This window comes from Streptomyces macrolidinus, from assembly GCF_023887685.1.
In the GTDB taxonomy this organism is placed as follows: domain Bacteria; phylum Actinomycetota; class Actinomycetes; order Streptomycetales; family Streptomycetaceae; genus Streptomyces; species Streptomyces macrolidinus.
Window position 1 is genome coordinate 48,316 of record NZ_JAMWMR010000006.1, and the last position, 16,595, is coordinate 64,910.

Sequence of the window (16,595 nt, forward strand, 5' to 3'; positions counted from 1 at the left end):
GCTCTTCTTGCCCTTCCCGTGCCACCCCCTTGGCCCTCTCATTCCCCGATACCTCTGAAACAGAGCTATCGTCGAAAGCGTGGACCGCGAAATGACTGTGGGGCCGGACCCGGACCCGGAGCCGGGATCCGTGGGAGCCGAACGCTTCGCCGACGATCTGGCCGTCGCGCTCGCCGGGGTGCAGCGGCTGATCCGGCGGCGGCTGCGCGGCGGGATGACCGCGCCGCGGCTGCGCGGAGCCGAGGTCGAACTGCTGCGCCTGGTCGTGGCGCGCCCCGGTATCGGGGTGTCGGAAGCCGCCAAGGAGCTGTATCTGGCGGGCAACTCCGTCTCGACGCTGGTCAACCGGCTGGCGCGGGACGGCTATCTGATCCGCGAGACGGACCCGGCCGACCGGCGGGCCGCGCGGCTGCTGCCCACCGAGGCCGCCATCGCACGGCTGCGCGACTGGCGCGAGCGGCGCACCGCGCTCGTACGCCGCCAGGTGGCCCGCCTCGCCGAGGAGGACCGCAAGGCGCTGGAGGCGGCCCTTCCGGCCCTGCGCAAGCTGGCGGAGAACCTGCACGAGGAGGCCGAGGAGACATGATGGGCAACGTGACGTACGACGACGCCCCCGAGCCCCGCGCCGTCATCTGCACCGGGCTCGCCTACTCCTTCGCGGAGACCAAGGCGGTCGACGGACTCGACCTGTCCGTCCGGGACGGCGAGGTGTTCGGACTGCTGGGCCCCAATGGCGCGGGCAAGACCACCGCGATCCGCTGCATCACCACGCTCCTCCCCGTCCCGGCCGGCAAGATCCATGTCTTCGGCCATGACGCGGCCCGTGAACGCATGGCCGTACGGCGCCTGTTGGGCTATGTGCCGCAGCAGCTCTCCGCCGACTCCGGGCTCACCGGGCGGGAGAACGTGGCCCTGTTCGCCCGTGTCTTCGACGTCTCCCGCCGTGAGCGGGCCCGGCGTGTCGAGCAGGCCCTCGCGGCCATGGACCTCACCGCCGCGGCCGACCGGCTCGCCCGTACGTACTCCGGCGGCATGGTGCGCCGACTCGAACTCGCCCAGGCCCTGGTCAGCGCGCCCCGCCTGCTCATCCTCGACGAACCGACCATCGGCCTCGACCCGATCGCCCGCACCAACGTGTGGGAGCACATCGACATCGTCCGCGCGGCCACCGGCATGACCGTCCTCGTCACCACCCACTACATGGACGAGGCCGACCAGTACTGCGACCGGGTCGCCCTGATGCACCGTGGCCGCGTCCACGCCCTCGGCACCCCCGACGAGTTGCGGCGCGGCCTTGCAGAACGGCTCGGCACCGAAGGCCCGCTGCCCACGCTGGAGGACGTCTTCCGTGACGTCGCCGGCAGCGGACTCGACGACCAGGCAGGAGACTTCCGCGATGTCCGAAGCACCCGTCGCACCGCGTCCCGCGTCGGCTGACCGTGTCCACCCGGTCGACCTCGACCTGCTGGTGACCCCGCCCCGGGCCCGTACCGGCTGGCGGGTGCTGCCCGCACGGGTCCTCGCGATGTGCGCCGTCGAACTCCAGAAGCTGCGCCACGACCGTACCGAGCTGTACACCCGGGCGGTCCAGCCCGCGCTGTGGCTGCTGATCTTCGGCGAGACGTTCACCCGCATCCGCGCGATACCCACCGGAGGCATCCCCTACCTCGACTATCTGGCGCCCGGCATCATCGCCCAGTCGGCGATGTTCATCGCCATCTTCTACGGCATCATGATCATCTGGGAGCGGGACGCCGGCATCCTGACGAAGCTGCTGGTGACGCCCACGCCACGCGCGGCGCTCATCACCGGCAAGGCGTTCGCCGCCGGGGTGAAGGCGCTGGTCCAGGCGGTCGTGGTCGTCCTGATCGCGGCGGCGCTCGGCGTGGCGATGACCTGGAACCCGCTACGGCTCCTCGGCGTGGTGGTGGCGGTCGTCCTCGGCTCCGTCTTCTTCTCCTGCCTGTCCATGACGATCGCGGGCATCGTGCTGACCCGTGACCGGCTGATGGGCATCGGCCAGGCGATCACGATGCCGCTGTTCTTCGGCTCCAACGCCCTCTACCCCGTGTCCGTCATGCCCGGCTGGCTCCAGGCCGTCAGCAAGGTCAACCCGCTGAGCTATCAGGTCGACGCCCTGCGCGGGCTTCTGCTCGGCACCCCGTCCCATCTGCTGCTCGACTTCGCGGTGCTGCCGCTGGCCGCCGCCGCGGGCATCGCCTCGGCGTCGTCGCTGCTGGGGCGGCTGGCCCGCTGATCGGAGGAGGGGAGCGTCTGCGTGAAGAAGGCGAGCGCGCGCAGGTGGTACGTCCGGGCGGCCCAGCCCAGGCTGATGTTGTGCCCCGCGTCCGGAAGCCGGTCCACGAGCACCCGGGGCGCGGCGGTCATCAGCCCCACGAGTTCGGCCACGTCCTCGTCGGAGTGGCGCCACCAGGCCTCGTGCTCGGCGAAGGTCAGCCGGACCGGCACCCGGACGCGGGGCAGCAGACTCCCGCAGATCCCGGGCCAGTTCGCCGCGTCCTCGGCCTCGCGGCGCGGCATCGCCGCCACCACGCTCGAACCCGCCCAGAAGACACCCGGCGGGTAGAGCTTCAACGGCCCCCAGTTCAGGTGCCGTTGACGCAGGCCACCGGCCTGGCCCAGCGCGGACAGATCGGCGGCGAACCGGTGTCCGCAGCCGGAGACGTCCAGCGCGAGCAGGGGGGCGGGCAGGGCGTCGGCGGCCAGGCGCAGGGCGAGCTTGCCGCCGTAGGAGTGCCCGAGCAGCAGGATGCCCGCACCGGTCGCGAACCTCCGGGTGAAGTCCCCGAGCGCCGCGCCGATCGTGGCCGCCTGCTCGTCGAGCGTCTGTCCCTCCGGGAAGGACAGGGCCGAGGAGCCGTAGCCGGGACGGTCCAGGGCGAGCACGCTGAAGCCCTGGCGCGCGGCCAGGGTGAGCAGGGACAGATCGGGGTGCGCCTGGCCGTCGAAGTACCCGGCGGTCATGCCTCCGCCGTGCAGCGCGACCACGGTGGCGCGCGGCGGCCCGTCCACCGGTTCGGCGAGCAGTGCGGACAGCGGGATGCCCGCGCCGTCCAGCGTGATCGCCCGCACGCCGGGGGACATCGGTCTGCCCGCCTCCACCCGCTCCCGGGCCTCGGCCGCCCATGCCTCGCGCACCACGCACCCTCTTCCCGCGTCGTCTTCTTCGTTGCCCGGCGTCCAGCTTCGGAGGGGGTGCCGCGCCGCGCAAGACGGACCCCGCCCCGGAACGGCCCCCGCTGGTCCACGCAGGCATTGGCACCCCGCACGGCACCGTTCCTAGACTTGAAGCCGTAGCCCGGCTTCCGGCGGTGTGCCCCCTTGCGGGAAGGCGGTGGCCCCCCATGCCGTATGTCGCTGTGAGCGCGCTGAGCCATCCGGGGCTGCTGCGCGAGCGGAACGAGGACAGTCTCGTCATCGGGCCATGGACCCTGTGCGCCACTGTGACCGAGAGCCCGCAGACCCTGGTCTTCCCCCTCGGGACGCCCCTCGTGGTCGCCGTCGCCGACGGGCTCGGCGGGCAGCCGGGCGGCGATGTGGCCAGTGCCCTGGTCGTACGCCGCATCGCCTCGATCGGCCCCGCCCTGAGCGGCGAGGACGCCGTCCACGACGCCCTGAACGCCTGCAACCGCGCCGTGTACGAGGCCGCCGGAGGCGACAGGACCGCCATGGGGACGACGGTCGCCGGCGCCGTCTTCCGGCCCGGCTCGCTGCTGGCGTTCAACGTGGGGGACAGCCGGGTCTTCGCGGCGTCCGACGACGGACTGCGTCAGCTCAGTGTCGACGACAGCCCGCCGCTCGCCCCCGGGCAGCGCACCACGTCCCTGGTCACCCAGTGTCTCGGCGGCACCCCCGCCTACCGCGCCGTCCGGCCCCATGTGACGACCGTGCCCCTGTCACCGGGCGACCGCTGCCTCGTCTGCACCGACGGCGTGACGGACCCGCTGACGACGGACGTACTCGACGCGGTGATGCGGGAGCACGACGACGGCCGGGCGGTCTTCGAGCTGTGGAAGGCCGCGATCGAGGCGGGCGGGCCCGACAACATCACGCTGGCGGTGGCGCGGGTCGGGGGCGAATAGGCGGAGTTTCAGGGAGAGTTCGTACCGCCCTCGCCGTCCCGCTCCTCGTCCTGCGGGTAGCCGTACCGTCCCCCCAGCCGTACGAAGCAGGCCGCGGTGACGACGCGTAGCTGCTCCAGTTCCGGTGCTCGGGTACGGCGTACGAAGCACACCACCTGCTCGTGCCCGCCCGGCCCGATCGGCTGCACCAGGCGTCCGCCCGGCCGAAGCTGCGCGACGAGGGGAGCGGGCACCTCCGGGAACGCGGCCGACACCAGCACCGCGTCGTACGGAGCGCGGTCCGGCACCCCGCCGCTTCCGTCGCCGACCCGCAACTCCACGTTCCGTACGCCCCGGCCCGCCAGGTGGGCGCGCGCCTGCGCGGCGATGTCCGGCCGCATCTCGATACTGACCACGTCGGCGGCCAGGCGGGCGAGCAGCGCGGTCTGGAAGCCGAGACCGGTGCCCACCTCGAGAACGTGCTCGCCGCCGCCCAGCTCAAGGCTCTCGATCATCATGGCGGACAGCGACGGCTGCGTGGTGACCTGCCCCTGCCCGATCGGAACGGGAGCGTCCCGGTAGGCGGCGGCGCCCTGCCCGGTCGGTACGAAGTCCGCCCGGGGCGTCGTCCGTACGGCGTCGAGCAGGCGTTCGTCCCTGATCCCGGCGGCTCGAAGGGCCCGTACGAGATCTTCGGGGGTGCGGGGCAGGGCGTTCACGGGCGGTCCCGTCGGGTGGGGGTCAGCCGAGGCGCGGTACCTCGGTGGCGAGGCGCGGGATCTCGATGGCGGGGCAGCGGTTCATGACCATCTCCAGGCCGGCGGCGCGGGTCCGCTCGTACGCGGCCTCGTCGGTCACGCCGAGCTGGAACCACACGGCCTTGGCGCCCTTGGCCACGGCCTCGTCGGCGACCGCGCCCGCGAGTTCGCTGTTCACGAAGACGTCCACGACGTCGACGTCGAAGGGGACGGCGGCGAGCGAGGGGTAGCCCTGTTCCCCGTGCACCGTCTCGGCCTTGGGGTGGACGGGGACGATCCGCTTGCCGTAGCGGCGCAGGACGTCCGCGACCCCGTAGGCCGCGCGCCGCTCGTTCGAGGAGAGGCCGACGATCGCCCAGGTGTCACCGAGGTCCTCGAGGATCTTCCGGACCGTCGCCGTCTCGCTGTGCATGGCTGTGCCTCCACGGGGTCGTGATGTCGCTGTTGAGGGAACGGCCGTCGGCTGCGTGCCATTCCCGTACCGCCGCCCAGCGGGCTTACATACCCCGCAGGGGTATGCTACGTTGCTCCGCACGAGATACCCCCAGGGGGTATGTATAAGGAGGGTGAAACCATGTCAGCCGTCAATCCCCGGCGCTGGTGGGCGCTTCTGGTGCTCGCCGCCGCCCAGTTCATGGTGATCATGGACACGTCCATCATCGGGGTGGCGCTCCCGGAGATGCAGAAGGATCTCGGCTTCTCGCAGGGCGAGTTGCAGTGGGTCTTCAACGCCTACGTCATCGCCTTCGGCGGGCTGCTGCTGCTCGGTGGCCGCCTGTCCGATCTGCTCGGCGCGCGCAAGGTCTTCACCACCGGCTGGGTGGTGCTGATCGCGGGTTCGGTCGTCGCGGCGGCGGCGCAGTCCGTGACCGTGGAGGTCGTCGGGCGTGCGGTGCAGGGGGTGGGCGGTGCGCTGATCGCGCCCTCGGCCATGACGCTGCTGATGATGCTCTTCGGGCACAACCCGAGGGAACTCGGCAAGGCCATGGCGCTCTACGGGGCGGCGGCTCCCGCGGGCGGCACGGCCGGTGTCTTCCTCGGCGGAGTGTTCACCGAGTGGCTGAGCTGGCCCTGGGTCTTCGTCATCTACGTGCCGATCGGCGTCGCCACCCTGGCGGCCACCGGACTGCTGCCCGCCGTCGCCGGACGCCGAGGCGGCGTGGATGTACTGGGGGCCGTCGCGGTCACCGCGGGCCTGGCGCTCGCCGTCTTCGCCGTCGTCCGTGCGCCGGAAGTCGGGTGGGACTCCACCGGCACGGTGCTCGAACTGATCGCCGCCGTCGCGCTCCTGGCGCTCTTCTTCGTGGTGCAGAAGGCGGTACGCGAACCGCTCATGCCGCTCGCCATCTGGCGTGTGCCGCGGCTGGGTTCGGCCAACCTGGCGATGACCCTGCTCGGCGCCGCGTGGATCCCGATGTGGTACTTCCTCAACCTGTACCTCCAACAGGTCCTGGGTTACGGGGCGTTCGAGTCGGGGGCCGCGCTGTTGCCGATGACCGTGCTACTGATGATCTTCATGACCGTCATCACGGCCCGGCTGATGGCGAAGCTCGGCGCCAAGCCGCTGATCGGCGGTGGTCTGCTGGTCCTGGCGGCCGGTCTGCTGTGGCTGTCGGCCGTCGAGCCGACGGGTACCTTCGTGGTCGACGTCCTGCCCGCCTCGCTGGTCGCGGCGCTCGGTATGTCGCTCGCGTACATCCCCACGATGATGACCGCGATGTCGGGCGCCCCGCAGGAGCAGGCGGGCCTGGCCTCGGGCATCGTCAACACCACCTACCAGGTGGGGTCGGCCCTGGGCCTCGCGGCGCTCACCGCGGTGGCGACGTCGCAGGGCGCGGGGCAACTGGGCAACCTGCCCGCCCTTACGGACGGCTTCAGTTCGGCCTTCGTCTGGGCGGCGATGATCGCGGCGACCGGTGGCCTGACCACCCTGCTCGCCATGCGCGGAGACAAGGCGACCGCCGCAGGACATACGGACCCCGCTTCGACGGAGCAGGCCGAACGGGCCAGCGTTTAGGCGCACTTGAGGGCGCACTGGTGACTGGTCCTGTCTGTCGGATCGGCCGTCCGGGGAACTCCCGGGCGGCCAATGCCGTGTTGAGGACGGAGTGGGTCGTCGCGGGGGCGACGCTCGGGGTCGGCCGACGAGGATCGGTGGAATCGGTCCGTCCATGCATGCGCACGAGTACCTTCGCCCGCATGGAGGGCTCACAGAACACTCACAACTCGTCCACGGCCCGCACTCGATACGTTCGACGCGTCACAACAGCCGTTGCGGGGGCGGCCGTTCTGGTGGCGCTGAGCTTCGGGGTCGCCCTCGCGTCCGGCTCGGACGACGACACCACCGCCCCGCCTTCTTCGGAGGAGACCGTCATGCCGTCGGCTGGGGACACCAACGGCGGTACCGATGGTGGAACCGGCGGTGGAACCGGTGGTGACGGCAGCAGTGGTCCGTCGCCCACGTCCGGCGGCGAAGACCCGACCGCCCCCGGCACTGAGCTACCGCCGTCCACGGAGTCACCGTCGTCGCCCAGTTCTCAGCCCGATCTGGCCGAGCTGAACCGGCGCATCACACAACTCGACAAGAAGGTCGATGAGTTGCCCACGAAGAAGGAACTCGCCGACGCCCTGCGCGCGTTCGCCGACGAACTCGACAAGTCCGAGTAGCCGTAGCGGTACGGGAGAACCGGTGGCGCGCTGCCTGCGGGAGAGGCCGCGCGCCACCGGTGACGGTCTTCGAGTTCGTTCACCGGCAGGCATGCGCAACCAGTGAGGGCGACGCCTCCGGGGCGACCAGGGTCGGTGACGCGGGCGGCCCGGGTCTGGGCGACGCAGGCGAGTGCGCCGCCGGTGAGGCCGATCGCGGTGGTGATGTCGAGGGGCGTGCCCTGGACGAGCCAGGCCGCGACCACGGCGACCGAGGGGATGAGGGCGAAGAGGATCGACGCTCCCCTGGCCCCCGTGCGGCGTACGCAGGCCGCGTAGCAGACCAGGGCGAGCGCGCTGGCGAGTACCAGCAGGAGGAGCAGTCCGACAGCGGGCGCCGGGTCGGAGAAGTGCTGCGGGGTGGTGAGGACGAGGGCGCCGGCCGCCGGGACGGAACCGGTGACACCGATGGCCGTGAACGCGAAGGGGTCCACCGCGCGCAGCTTCCGTTCCTGGAGGAGGGAGCCGGCGGAGAGGCCGCCCAGGGCGATGAGTACGGTGATCAGTCCCGGTCCCACCGCCGGGTCGGACAACAGCCGTGGCAGGCAGGCCGCGATCACGCCCACCGCACCGCAGGCGAGCGCGAGGAGTCCCCACCGGTTCTCCCGTCGACGCAGCAGGAGTCGGGCGAGGACAGCGGTGGCGACCGGGTTCATCGCGATCACCAGGGATGCGATGCCCGCGCTGACACCGTGCGCCATACCCCAGTACAGGCCCAGGAATTGGACCCCCTGCACCAGCACCCCGCCGACCGCGGCCCAGGCGAGCACCCGACCGCGCGGCAGCGGGATGCGCCGGACGGCCACGACGGCCCACATCAGCGCGGCGCTGAGGACGAAGCGCAGCAGGATCAGCAGGAACGGCGAGACATGGTCGAGAGTGAGCGCGCCGAGCGGGTAGCTGACGGCGTAGAGGAGGACGGTCACGGTCGGGAGAAGGCGTTGATTCACGTGCCGACTTCAGCAGCACTCCCCGGCCCCGGGCGTGACCGATCACGAATCGCGATCGATGCGCTGTGCAGGGGTCGGTCACCGGCCACAATGAGGCCGTGACAACCCTCGACATCACGTGCCTGCGCAGCCTGGTCACCGTGGCCTCCTTCGGCGGAGTACGCAAGGCCGCCGACGCCCTGCATCTGTCGCAGGCGGCCGTCAGTGGGCATCTGCGCCGCCTCGAAGGGCAGTTGGGCTTCCCCGTCGTGGCGCGCCAGGGCCGTAACATCGCCTTCACTTCGCGGGGCGAGGACGTACTGCGCGAGGCGTACCGGCTGCTCGGCGAGCATGACGACGCCCTGCGCCGACTGCTGGGCCCTGGTGCCGGGGACCTCGTGGTCGTCTCCACCGAGCATGCCACCGAGCCGCTGCTGCGCGCCGTCGGTCAGGTGCTCTCCCGGGACCACCCGGACCGGCCTGTGCGGTTCCGGTTCCATCGCAGCGCGCGCGTACGGGAGTTCGTACACGATCACTCGGCGGACGTCGCTCTGGGGATCGGCGACCTCGGTCACGGCACACGCCATATCGCCGACCTTCCGCTGGCCTGGGCGGGCCCGGCAGACCGGGCGCCGGAGCCGGACAAGATCGTCGCCTTCACCGCCCCCTGCGCCATCAGGGAACGGATCCTCGCCTCCGAAGCCGCGGCGGGCAGACCCCCGGCCCGCGAGTGCGTCGACCTCCTCAGCCTCCTCGCCGCGGTCAGAACCACCGGCGGAATCACGGCACTTCCCTTGACCCGGGATCAGGAGCAGGGCCTGCGCAGGCTCGACACGCTTCCGCCCCTGCCCGCGATCCCCTTGAGCCTGGTCACCAGCGACCGGCTCGCCACCAGGACCCGGGAGGACATCGCCTCGGTGCTCTACGAGACGCGGCGTACCTACTGGTAAGGCCGCCCTGGTCGCCGTTCCGCCGTGAGAACATCCGTCCATGGGCGAAGACTTGGAAGTGAGTGCTCTGGCGATCAACGTCACGATCCCGCAGGCGCTCCGCTGGACGGACACCCGGCGCGGTGAAGCGTTCACGCTGACCACACTCAACGTCAGGCTTCTCCCTGACGGTCACCTCGCCGTGAAGGCCTACGGCCGACCGGTCGCTGGTGGCCGAGGCGCATACGTCTCGTTCCCTGTCCCCGACAAGCCCGAACTGGCAGCCCTGGTTGCCGAAGCGGCCAGCCGTGCGGGGGAGTTGTGGGCCGCCCATCGTGGCGTCGGCTGAGCTTGACGACGGTGACGCGCCGAGCCACCCCTCGTCGGTCACGCGGTCCGCGCGGCGCGGTTGAGCAGCGCCGCACACCATCGGAAGTGGCCGTCGCTGCTTGTGTCAGCCGCTGTAAGACGGCCAGTCCAGTACGGTCAGTTCGGGCCACTGTTGCTGCCAGCGTGCCGTCTTGCTCTCGTAGACCTCTCGTGGGGCGAGCGTCGGGTTGGGACGTACGACGAGGTTGAAGATGTCCGAGAGGCCGTGCGGTGCGTAGACGCGCCAACGGCCCCCGGGCTCCAGGCGTACCCCGAGGCAACACGTGGTCGCGGCGAAGCGGTCGATGGCTGCCTCGGTGGAGGTGTGCGGGGCGCAGGGGACGCCGAACTTCTGCTTGTACCAGAGGTGTACGCGGGCCTCGTTGCGGATCTCGACCTTGGCGGGCAGGTCAGCGAAGACCTCCTTGCCCGCACGGATCACGGTGTCCTCCGCTTCCCAGGACAGGTCGCCGTCGTCGAAGTAGAAGACGTCGTAGTCCTTGATCCCGCTCGTGGGAGGGCGGTCGGTGACCACGTTCCAGACGGTCTGGAACAGGCATCCCGCTGTCACGTACCAGCCGGGCAACGCCAACGACGCGGTGCGGTCCAGTACTTCCAGCAGTACGTCGTTGCGGGAGAGCACCGACTTGAGGGCGACGAGTTGTTCGTCCAGGGCGAGGTGACCGGTCATTGCCTATGACTACCACGCTGTGGGCGTCACCAGCCTTGCCTTCAGGGGGAGTTGAGGAGGGGACCTGCGGCTGGAACGGCGCACCTTCCTGTGACTTCGTACTGGTTCGACGTGGTCACGTCGCGGCTTCTGGTCAGACTGCGATCGGAAGCTCCTCGACCCAGCATTCGACCGACTTCGCCGTGATCACGGCCTGCGCCTCCTCCGCTTCCGCTCTGGTCAGGAAGGCGCCGACTCCCTTGACTTCGGGCCCCGTAGGGTGGATCACCCGCATCATGACGACGTAGACGTAGCCGTGACGCTTCCGACGCTTCGTGGCGTTCTCTTCGTCCGTCAGCGCGTCGGTGAGTTCCTGGGGCAAGGCCAAGTCGAGGCCGTGGTCGGGGCCGTCGAGAGGTCGGTGGGGCCAGATCGCCGAATCGGGGTGGAAGTCGGTGAAGAAGCTCGGGCGCGTCCGGTCGAGTATCCCCTCCGCCCAGCCGACGGCCATGGCGACCACGTAGTCGGACTCGCCCTGGCTCTCAAGGACGAAGACGTGATCTTCTTTGCCGAAGAACACGCTGGTGTACTCGGCTTTGACCCGTGCGCTCTCGGCCTCGGTCGCGCATCTGATCGCCAAGCCTCGGTAGGCGTCACGGATCTTCACGACGATGGCGGGCTTGAACAGCAGGTCGATCGTCGTCTCGGGTTCGTCAGGAGTGTCGGGTAGGCCGACGCTCCGGATCAGGAGACGGCCGTGGCTGTTCGAGTAGGCCAAGAGGTGGAAGCTGCGCTCGCTCCTGAAGACCTCGTTGCCAGGGGCGAGTTGGTGACTGCGGCAGTTGAGCCACGTGCTGTCGGTCATGGGCTCACGATCTCTGTCCTGCCCGAGTCGGTCAATGCGAGTGGGGTGGCTGAGGGAGCTGGTTTCGCTCTCTCCTCCTGCCCGGCCTGTGAGTGAAACAGGCTGCGGGGCCGGGCGGTTGGTCCGCTCGGCCCCGCAGCATGCGGTCGTCAGGTGCGTACGAGGCGTGCGATCGCTTTCGAAGCCTCGCTCACCTTGGTTCTGGCCTGTTCACCGCCCTCGACGATGGCCTCCGTGACGCAGCAGGCGAGGTGTTCGTCCAGGAGAGCCACTGCGCAGGACTGCAGCGCGGCGTTGGTGGCGGCGACCTGGGTGAGGATCTCGATGCAGTAGCTCTCCTCGTCCACCATCCGCTGGAGGCCCCGCACCTGGCCCTCGATCCTGCGCAGTCGACGGATGATGTCGTCCCGTTGAGTTCGGTGCCCGGTCATGTGGCCCCTCCTCATCGGGGACGGTGATCATCGGGGGGCGGTGACCTCGCCGGTCAGGCGGCCACGCGGCCCGCGAAGTCGTAACCGGCCTCGTCGACCGTCTTCTCGATCAGCGCGTCGAGTGCGTCGTCGGGCGCGGTCGCGGTGGTCACGGTGACCAGGCCGGTGCCGATCTCGACGTCGACCGCGCTGATCGCGTCCAGGCCACCCACGGCCTTGGCGACGACGCCCTGGCAGTGGGCGCTGCCGACGCCGTCGACCTTGTACGTGGTCTTCGTCTCCGCCTTGGTGTGGCAGCTTCCGTCGGGGGTGCAGCAGTCAGCCATGGGTCTTCCCTTTCGCTTCACCTTATACCCCTGGGGGGTATTGCTGTCGGTGGTTCATGTATACCCCCTCCCCGTATCTGGTGCAAGTCTGTTGCGGCAAGGGCTTCGGGGTTGACTTCATACCCCCTGGGGGTATGTTGATGTGCATCGGCCGCCCGCCGGGCGGCATGAACGGAGGAGTGAGCCATGAACACCGGACTCAAGGTCACCGTCTTCGCCGCCGCGCTGGCCGCGACGTTCGGAGCCACCTACGGTGTGGGCAATGCGGTCGGATCGGTCTCGCCCAAGGCGAAGGGCGACGCTCACGGAGCCCACGCCCACGCTCAGGGGCAGAGTCACACCGACGGCCACGCCTCCGGCGGCGGGCACGAGCAGCACGGGGCGGCGGCGCTCCCCGGAGGCCTCCAGGTCTCCCAGGGCGGGTACACGCTCGACCTGAAGAGCCCGCGCCTCGTGTCCGGCAAGGTGGACGAGGTGCGCTTCGCCATCGTCCGGGACGCGACCGGGCGCGCGGTCACCGAGTTCGAGCGCGAGCACGGCAAGGAACTGCATCTGATCGTGGCCTCGCGCGACCTGACCGTCTATCGCCATCTGCACCCCACGCGGGCCGCCGACGGCACCTGGTCCACCCCGGTGGAGCTGCCCGAGGCGGGCGCGTACCGCGTCTTCGCCGACTTCAAGCCCAAGGGCGGCGAAGGGCTCACCCTCGGCGCCGACCTCGCCGCGCCCGGTACGTACCGGCCCGCGGCGCTTCCGACGGACCACGGCACCGCCGAGGTCGACGGCTACGAGGTGACGCTCGACGGGGCCCTTGCCCCCGGTGCGTCCGGTGAGCTGAAGCTGACCGTGAGCCGGGACGGCAAGCCGGTGCGGGACCTCCAGCCCTACCTCGGCGCCTACGGCCACCTCGTCGCCCTGCGCGCGGGTGACCTCGCGTACCTGCACGTCCACCCGCACGGCGAGCCCGGGGACGGCGAGACGAAGCCGGGCCCGGAGGTCGCCTTCATGGCCACGGCCCCGAGCAGCGGCACGTACCGCCTCTTCCTCGACTTCAAGCACGAGGGCAAGGTCCACACCGCCGCCTTCACCGTGCACGCGGGCCACGCCGGACACTGAACCCGTACGCGCGCCCCGGTCGGCCTCGACGGTCGGCCGGGGCGCGTCTGTCCGGAACCGGTCCCACCTCCCCGCGCCGAAGCCGCCTCCCGCCTACGCTCGCCTCGTGCTCCGTATCACCGACGCCCGAAGCGGCGAGCCCGTCGACATCCGCCCGGGGCTGACCCGTGTCCACGCGCACGCGGTCGGCGCCGACACCTCGGCCCTGCGCGTGCTGCTGGTGGCCGACGTCCTGGCGCGAGCCCTGGAACTCGGGAGCACGCCCGTCATGACGGTCGCCGAGGTGCCCGCCGAACTCCGGGCGCGCGCCGACGACCTCGGCATCCGGCGCGCCGAACCGGACGCGCCCGGTGTCGGACGGGCCCTGCACGTGATCGGGGAACAGGGCGCCGCCCCCGAGGGCGTCTGCGTCGAGGTCGCCCCGGCGACCGGACCCGCCGACACCACCGCCGCCTCCTCGGTCGTCCGCCTCGCCCTCCTCACCCGCCCGCGCTGCGAGCCCGTCGACCTCGGCCCGGCCGCCCTGACCGACGCGCGGGACACGCTGGGGCGCTGGCGCAAGGCCGTCGCGGTCTGGGCGACGCGGCCCTCCAGGCCCGTACCCGACCCCGTACGCAACGAGCTGCGGGCCGCCTGGGAGAACGATCTCGATGTGCCCGCCGTCCTGGAGGCGCTGCGGCGTGTCGAGCGCGCCGACGACATGCCCGACGGGGCGCGCTTCGAGACGTACGCCTACGCCGACCGGCTGCTCGGCCTCGACCTCGCCCGGGAGATCGGGGCCCCGGCGTGAGCGGCCGGGCCGCGGCGGGCTCGCCGCGCAGACTCGTCGTGCTGCGGCACGCCAAGTCCGCCTGGCCCGACGGCGTGGACGACCACGAACGGCCGCTCGCGCCGCGGGGCCGCCGGGACGCCCCGGCCGCGGGGCGCGCGCTCGCCGAGGCCGGCTGCCTGCCCGACCTCGTCCTGTGTTCCACCGCCGTCCGCGCCCGGCAGACCTGGGAGCTGGTCGCGGCCCAGTGGGACACCCCGCCGCCGCCCGTACGGCTGGAGCCGCAGTTGTACGCCGCCGACGTACCCGATCTGCTGCAGGCCGCGCGCGCGGTGCCCGCCCAGGTGGGGACGCTGCTGGTGATCGGGCACAACCCGGGTCTCGAGGAACTGGTCCTCACGCTCGCCGGGCGCGCCGTCGGCGATGCCCTGCGCCGGGTCCGTACCAAGTTCCCCACCTCGGCGATCGCCGTCCTCGCCTGGCAGGGCGGCGGCTGGGACTCCCTCGCGCCCGGCGCGGCCCGGCTGACCGAGGTCATCGTGCCGAGGGGCGGCAAGGGGTAGCCGGGAGGGGTGGCCGGGGGTCGGCCTGCGGGGCCGGTGCGGCGAGCGCATACGCTGGCGTGATGCAGGACGAGTACCGCACAGTCGCCCGCGCGGGCGTGCACGAGACCGAGATCAACCGTTCCCGTTTCCTGTGCGCCCTCGCCCCGGCCGCCACCGAGCAGGAGGCGCAGGACTTCATCGCCGGTGTCCGCAAGGAGCACGCCGACGCCACGCACAACTGCTACGCCTATGTCGTCGGCGCCGACGCCGCGATCCAGAAGGCGAGCGACGACGGCGAGCCGGGCGGCACCGCGGGTGTCCCCATGCTGCAGATGCTGCTGCGCCGTGACATGCGCTACGTCGTCGCCGTCGTCACCCGCTACTACGGTGGCGTGAAGCTGGGCGCGGGCGGGCTCATCAGGGCGTACGGGGGCGTGGTGGGCGAGGCCCTGGACGCGCTCGGCACGCTCACCCGCCGCCGCTTCCGGCTCGCCACGGTCACGGTCGACCACCAGCGCGCGGGCAAGGTGCAGAACGGCCTGCGCGCGACCGGTCGCGAGGTGCGGGACGTGCGCTACGGGGAGCACGTCACCATCGAGATCGGGCTGCCGGACGCCGACGTGGAGGCCTTCCGGGCATGGCTCGCCGACGCCACCGCGGGCACGGCCGGGTTCGAGCTGGGCGGAGAGGCGTACGGGGACGCGTGAAGTGCGGACGAAGGGTGCAAGTCGGACAGTTCGGGCAATTGCCGTGATGCGCGGTCGAATTGGGGCGGCGCGCTGAGGTTCGTGGGGGAGCGGGTCCGGCACGCGTTAGCGTGGTGAGCGTCGACAGCGAGCCCGTGGTGGCTCCTGGCGGTTCCATAGACGGTGCAGGAGGGGGACACGTGCGGGTCGGAGCGGATTCTTGAGAGTGCTGCACACCTCCGACTGGCATCTGGGCCGGTCGTTCCACCGGGTGAACATGCTCGGCGCACAGGCCGACTTCATCGACCATCTCGTCACCACCGTGCGCGAGCGCGAGGTGGACGCGGTGGTCGTCTCGGGAGACGTCTACGACCGCGCGGTGCCCCCGCTGGCCGCGGTCGAGCTGTTCGACACCGCCCTGCACCGCCTCGCCGATCTCGACGTGCCCACGGTGATGATCTCCGGGAACCACGACTCGGCGCGCCGGCTGGGCGTCGGCGCGGGGCTCATCGGCCGCGCGGGCATCCATCTGCGGACGGACGCCGCGGCCTGCGGAACCCCGGTCGTGCTCGCCGACCCGCACGGCGAGGTGGCCTTCTACGGTCTGCCCTATCTCGAACCCGCCCTGGTGAAGGGCCAGTTCGGCGTCGAGCGGGCAGGCCATGAGACGGTGCTCGCGGCGGCCATGGAGCGCGTCCGCGCCGATCTCGCCGCACGCGCCCCGGGCACCCGCTCCGTCGTCCTCGCCCACGCCTTCGTCACCGGAGGCGAACCCAGCGACAGCGAGCGGGACATCGCGGTCGGCGGGGTCGCCGCGGTACCGGCCGGGGTCTTCGACGGCGTGGACTACGTGGCGCTGGGCCATCTGCACGGCAGCCAGACGATCACCGACCGCGTCCGCTACTCGGGCTCCCCGCTGCCGTACTCCTTCTCGGAGGCGAACCACCGCAAGAGCATGTGGCTCGTCGACCTGGGCGCCGACGGCACAGTCGGGGCCGAGCGCGTCGACTGCCCCGTACCGCGCCCCCTCGCCCGGATCCGCGGACGCCTGGACGACCTGCTCGCGGACCCCGAGCTGGAGCGCCACCAGGAGGCCTGGGTGGAGGCCACGCTCACCGACCCGGTGCGCCCCGCCGAGCCCATGGCCCGGCTGACCGAGCGCTTCCCGCACACCCTCAGCCTGGTCTTCGACCCCGAGCGGGCCCCCGAGGACCCCGGCCTGTCCTACGCACGGCGCCTCGCGGGCCGCTCCGACCAGCAGATCGCGGAGGACTTCGTGGCCCATGTGCGCGCCGCGGGCCCCGACCCGAGCGAACAGGCCGTCCTGCGGGCGGCGTTCGACGCCGTGCGCGTCGAGGGGGAGGCGCTGTGAGACCGCACCGTGCCGCACTGTGCCGACGAGGAGGCGCTGTGA

The 16,595-nt window shown here is 71.4% G+C and carries 19 protein-coding genes and 1 pseudogene; 12 read left to right on the forward strand and 8 right to left on the reverse strand.

Translation table 11 applies throughout. The annotated features are described in order from the left end of the window. The first annotated feature begins 91 nt into the window (after window positions 1-91). From NGF19_RS09290 to NGF19_RS09300, 3 genes are read left to right on the forward strand one after another with little or no spacing between them, the layout of a single operon-like run. Window positions 92-586, forward strand: a complete 495-nt coding sequence (locus tag NGF19_RS09290) for a MarR family winged helix-turn-helix transcriptional regulator (RefSeq protein ID WP_252424324.1) — start codon at window positions 92-94, stop codon at window positions 584-586. Then, the gene (locus NGF19_RS09295; protein ID WP_252423963.1) at window positions 583-1,437 is read left to right on the forward strand and encodes an ABC transporter ATP-binding protein; all 855 of its coding nucleotides are present in this window, start codon (window positions 583-585) and stop codon (window positions 1,435-1,437) included. Before NGF19_RS09290 ends, NGF19_RS09295 begins: the two co-directional genes overlap by 4 nt. Beyond that, complete coding sequence (locus NGF19_RS09300) at window positions 1,397-2,257, forward strand: ABC transporter permease (protein WP_252423965.1); 861 nt, start codon at window positions 1,397-1,399, stop codon at window positions 2,255-2,257. Before NGF19_RS09295 ends, NGF19_RS09300 begins: the two co-directional genes overlap by 41 nt. Here the strand turns inward: NGF19_RS09300 and NGF19_RS09305 are convergent. Continuing rightward, window positions 2,206-3,105: pseudogene (locus NGF19_RS09305) on the reverse strand (alpha/beta fold hydrolase); the annotation flags it as partial. The gene NGF19_RS09300 and the pseudogene NGF19_RS09305 overlap by 52 nt on opposite strands. Window positions 3,106-3,365: 260 nt before the next feature. Here NGF19_RS09305 and NGF19_RS09310 point away from each other — a divergent pair. Then, entirely contained in the window at window positions 3,366-4,103 is a 738-nt protein-coding gene (locus NGF19_RS09310; protein ID WP_252423966.1) for a PP2C family protein-serine/threonine phosphatase, read from the forward strand. Window positions 4,104-4,111: 8 nt separating this feature from the next. Here the strand turns inward: NGF19_RS09310 and NGF19_RS09315 are convergent, their stop codons facing one another. Both NGF19_RS09315 and NGF19_RS09320 read right to left on the reverse strand, forming a co-directional pair. After that, complete coding sequence (locus NGF19_RS09315; protein ID WP_252423967.1) at window positions 4,112-4,801, reverse strand: protein-L-isoaspartate(D-aspartate) O-methyltransferase; 690 nt, start codon at window positions 4,799-4,801, stop codon at window positions 4,112-4,114. A gap of 22 nt (window positions 4,802-4,823) precedes the next feature. Further along, the gene (locus tag NGF19_RS09320; protein WP_252423974.1) at window positions 4,824-5,252 is read right to left on the reverse strand and encodes a CoA-binding protein; all 429 of its coding nucleotides are present in this window, start codon (window positions 5,250-5,252) and stop codon (window positions 4,824-4,826) included. A 162-nt stretch (window positions 5,253-5,414) separates the two neighbouring features. Between NGF19_RS09320 and NGF19_RS09325 the strand changes: the two genes are divergently transcribed. Beyond that, window positions 5,415-6,857, forward strand: a complete 1,443-nt coding sequence (locus tag NGF19_RS09325; RefSeq protein ID WP_252423975.1) for an MFS transporter — start codon at window positions 5,415-5,417, stop codon at window positions 6,855-6,857. Between the two features lie 520 nt (window positions 6,858-7,377). Here the strand turns inward: NGF19_RS09325 and NGF19_RS30935 are convergent. Next, entirely contained in the window at window positions 7,378-8,496 is a 1,119-nt protein-coding gene (locus NGF19_RS30935; protein ID WP_252423976.1) for a DMT family transporter, read from the reverse strand. Window positions 8,497-8,594: 98 nt separating this feature from the next. Here NGF19_RS30935 and NGF19_RS09335 point away from each other — a divergent pair, with 98 nt between their 5' ends. Both NGF19_RS09335 and NGF19_RS09340 read left to right on the forward strand, forming a co-directional pair. Then, a complete protein-coding gene (locus NGF19_RS09335; RefSeq protein ID WP_252423977.1) occupies window positions 8,595-9,425 on the forward strand; it encodes a LysR family transcriptional regulator in 831 nt (276 codons plus the stop codon). 40 nt (window positions 9,426-9,465) lie between these two features. Next, window positions 9,466-9,753, forward strand: a complete 288-nt coding sequence (locus NGF19_RS09340) for a hypothetical protein (protein WP_252423978.1) — start codon at window positions 9,466-9,468, stop codon at window positions 9,751-9,753. A gap of 105 nt (window positions 9,754-9,858) precedes the next feature. Here NGF19_RS09340 and NGF19_RS09345 read toward each other — a convergent pair whose 3' ends face one another. The 4 genes from NGF19_RS09345 to NGF19_RS09360 form a co-directional block, all read right to left on the reverse strand. After that, entirely contained in the window at window positions 9,859-10,464 is a 606-nt protein-coding gene (locus NGF19_RS09345; RefSeq protein ID WP_252423979.1) for a nucleotidyltransferase family protein, read from the reverse strand. 133 nt (window positions 10,465-10,597) lie between these two features. After that, complete coding sequence (locus NGF19_RS09350) at window positions 10,598-11,308, reverse strand: hypothetical protein (RefSeq protein WP_252423981.1); 711 nt, start codon at window positions 11,306-11,308, stop codon at window positions 10,598-10,600. A 149-nt stretch (window positions 11,309-11,457) separates the two neighbouring features. Next, complete coding sequence (locus tag NGF19_RS09355; protein WP_308288464.1) at window positions 11,458-11,739, reverse strand: metal-sensitive transcriptional regulator; 282 nt, start codon at window positions 11,737-11,739, stop codon at window positions 11,458-11,460. A gap of 53 nt (window positions 11,740-11,792) precedes the next feature. Then, complete coding sequence (locus NGF19_RS09360; RefSeq protein WP_252423985.1) at window positions 11,793-12,065, reverse strand: heavy-metal-associated domain-containing protein; 273 nt, start codon at window positions 12,063-12,065, stop codon at window positions 11,793-11,795. A gap of 186 nt (window positions 12,066-12,251) precedes the next feature. On the opposite strand from NGF19_RS09360, the gene NGF19_RS09365 reads away from it, so the two are divergent. The 5 genes from NGF19_RS09365 (at window position 12,252) to NGF19_RS09385 (ending at window position 16,553) form a co-directional block, all read left to right on the forward strand. Next, window positions 12,252-13,181: a DUF8832 domain-containing protein gene (locus NGF19_RS09365; RefSeq protein WP_252423987.1), complete on the forward strand. Its 930-nt coding sequence runs from the start codon at window positions 12,252-12,254 to the stop codon at window positions 13,179-13,181. Between the two features lie 106 nt (window positions 13,182-13,287). Continuing rightward, on the forward strand, window positions 13,288-13,971 hold the full coding sequence (locus tag NGF19_RS09370; protein ID WP_252423989.1) for a hypothetical protein: 684 nt from the start codon (window positions 13,288-13,290) through the stop codon (window positions 13,969-13,971). Beyond that, window positions 13,968-14,513 carry a SixA phosphatase family protein gene (locus NGF19_RS09375; protein ID WP_252423990.1) on the forward strand — a complete coding sequence of 182 codons (546 nt, stop codon included), beginning with the start codon at window positions 13,968-13,970 and terminating at the stop codon, window positions 14,511-14,513. The genes NGF19_RS09370 and NGF19_RS09375 overlap by 4 nt, the downstream gene beginning before the upstream one ends. A 62-nt stretch (window positions 14,514-14,575) precedes the next feature. Next, entirely contained in the window at window positions 14,576-15,202 is a 627-nt protein-coding gene (locus tag NGF19_RS09380; protein ID WP_252423992.1) for a YigZ family protein, read from the forward strand. A gap of 199 nt (window positions 15,203-15,401) precedes the next feature. Then, complete coding sequence (locus NGF19_RS09385) at window positions 15,402-16,553, forward strand: exonuclease SbcCD subunit D (RefSeq protein ID WP_252423993.1); 1,152 nt, start codon at window positions 15,402-15,404, stop codon at window positions 16,551-16,553. Window positions 16,554-16,595: the final 42 nt, after the last annotated feature.

Coding starts and splice junctions, on each gene's coding strand:
- NGF19_RS09290 (WP_252424324.1), top strand. CDS start 92: ATGACTGTGGGGCCGGACCCGGACCCGGAGCCGGGATCCGTGGGAGCC.
- NGF19_RS09345 (WP_252423979.1), bottom strand. CDS start 10,464: ATGACCGGTCACCTCGCCCTGGACGAACAACTCGTCGCCCTCAAGTCG.
- NGF19_RS09310 (WP_252423966.1), top strand. CDS start 3,366: ATGCCGTATGTCGCTGTGAGCGCGCTGAGCCATCCGGGGCTGCTGCGC.
- NGF19_RS09340 (WP_252423978.1), top strand. CDS start 9,466: ATGGGCGAAGACTTGGAAGTGAGTGCTCTGGCGATCAACGTCACGATC.
- NGF19_RS09380 (WP_252423992.1), top strand. CDS start 14,576: ATGCAGGACGAGTACCGCACAGTCGCCCGCGCGGGCGTGCACGAGACC.
- NGF19_RS09360 (WP_252423985.1), bottom strand. CDS start 12,065: ATGGCTGACTGCTGCACCCCCGACGGAAGCTGCCACACCAAGGCGGAG.
- NGF19_RS09300 (WP_252423965.1), top strand. CDS start 1,397: ATGTCCGAAGCACCCGTCGCACCGCGTCCCGCGTCGGCTGACCGTGTC.
- NGF19_RS09325 (WP_252423975.1), top strand. CDS start 5,415: ATGTCAGCCGTCAATCCCCGGCGCTGGTGGGCGCTTCTGGTGCTCGCC.
- NGF19_RS09320 (WP_252423974.1), bottom strand. CDS start 5,252: ATGCACAGCGAGACGGCGACGGTCCGGAAGATCCTCGAGGACCTCGGT.
- NGF19_RS09365 (WP_252423987.1), top strand. CDS start 12,252: ATGAACACCGGACTCAAGGTCACCGTCTTCGCCGCCGCGCTGGCCGCG.
- NGF19_RS09350 (WP_252423981.1), bottom strand. CDS start 11,308: ATGACCGACAGCACGTGGCTCAACTGCCGCAGTCACCAACTCGCCCCT.
- NGF19_RS09355 (WP_308288464.1), bottom strand. CDS start 11,739: ATGACCGGGCACCGAACTCAACGGGACGACATCATCCGTCGACTGCGC.
- NGF19_RS09295 (WP_252423963.1), top strand. CDS start 583: ATGATGGGCAACGTGACGTACGACGACGCCCCCGAGCCCCGCGCCGTC.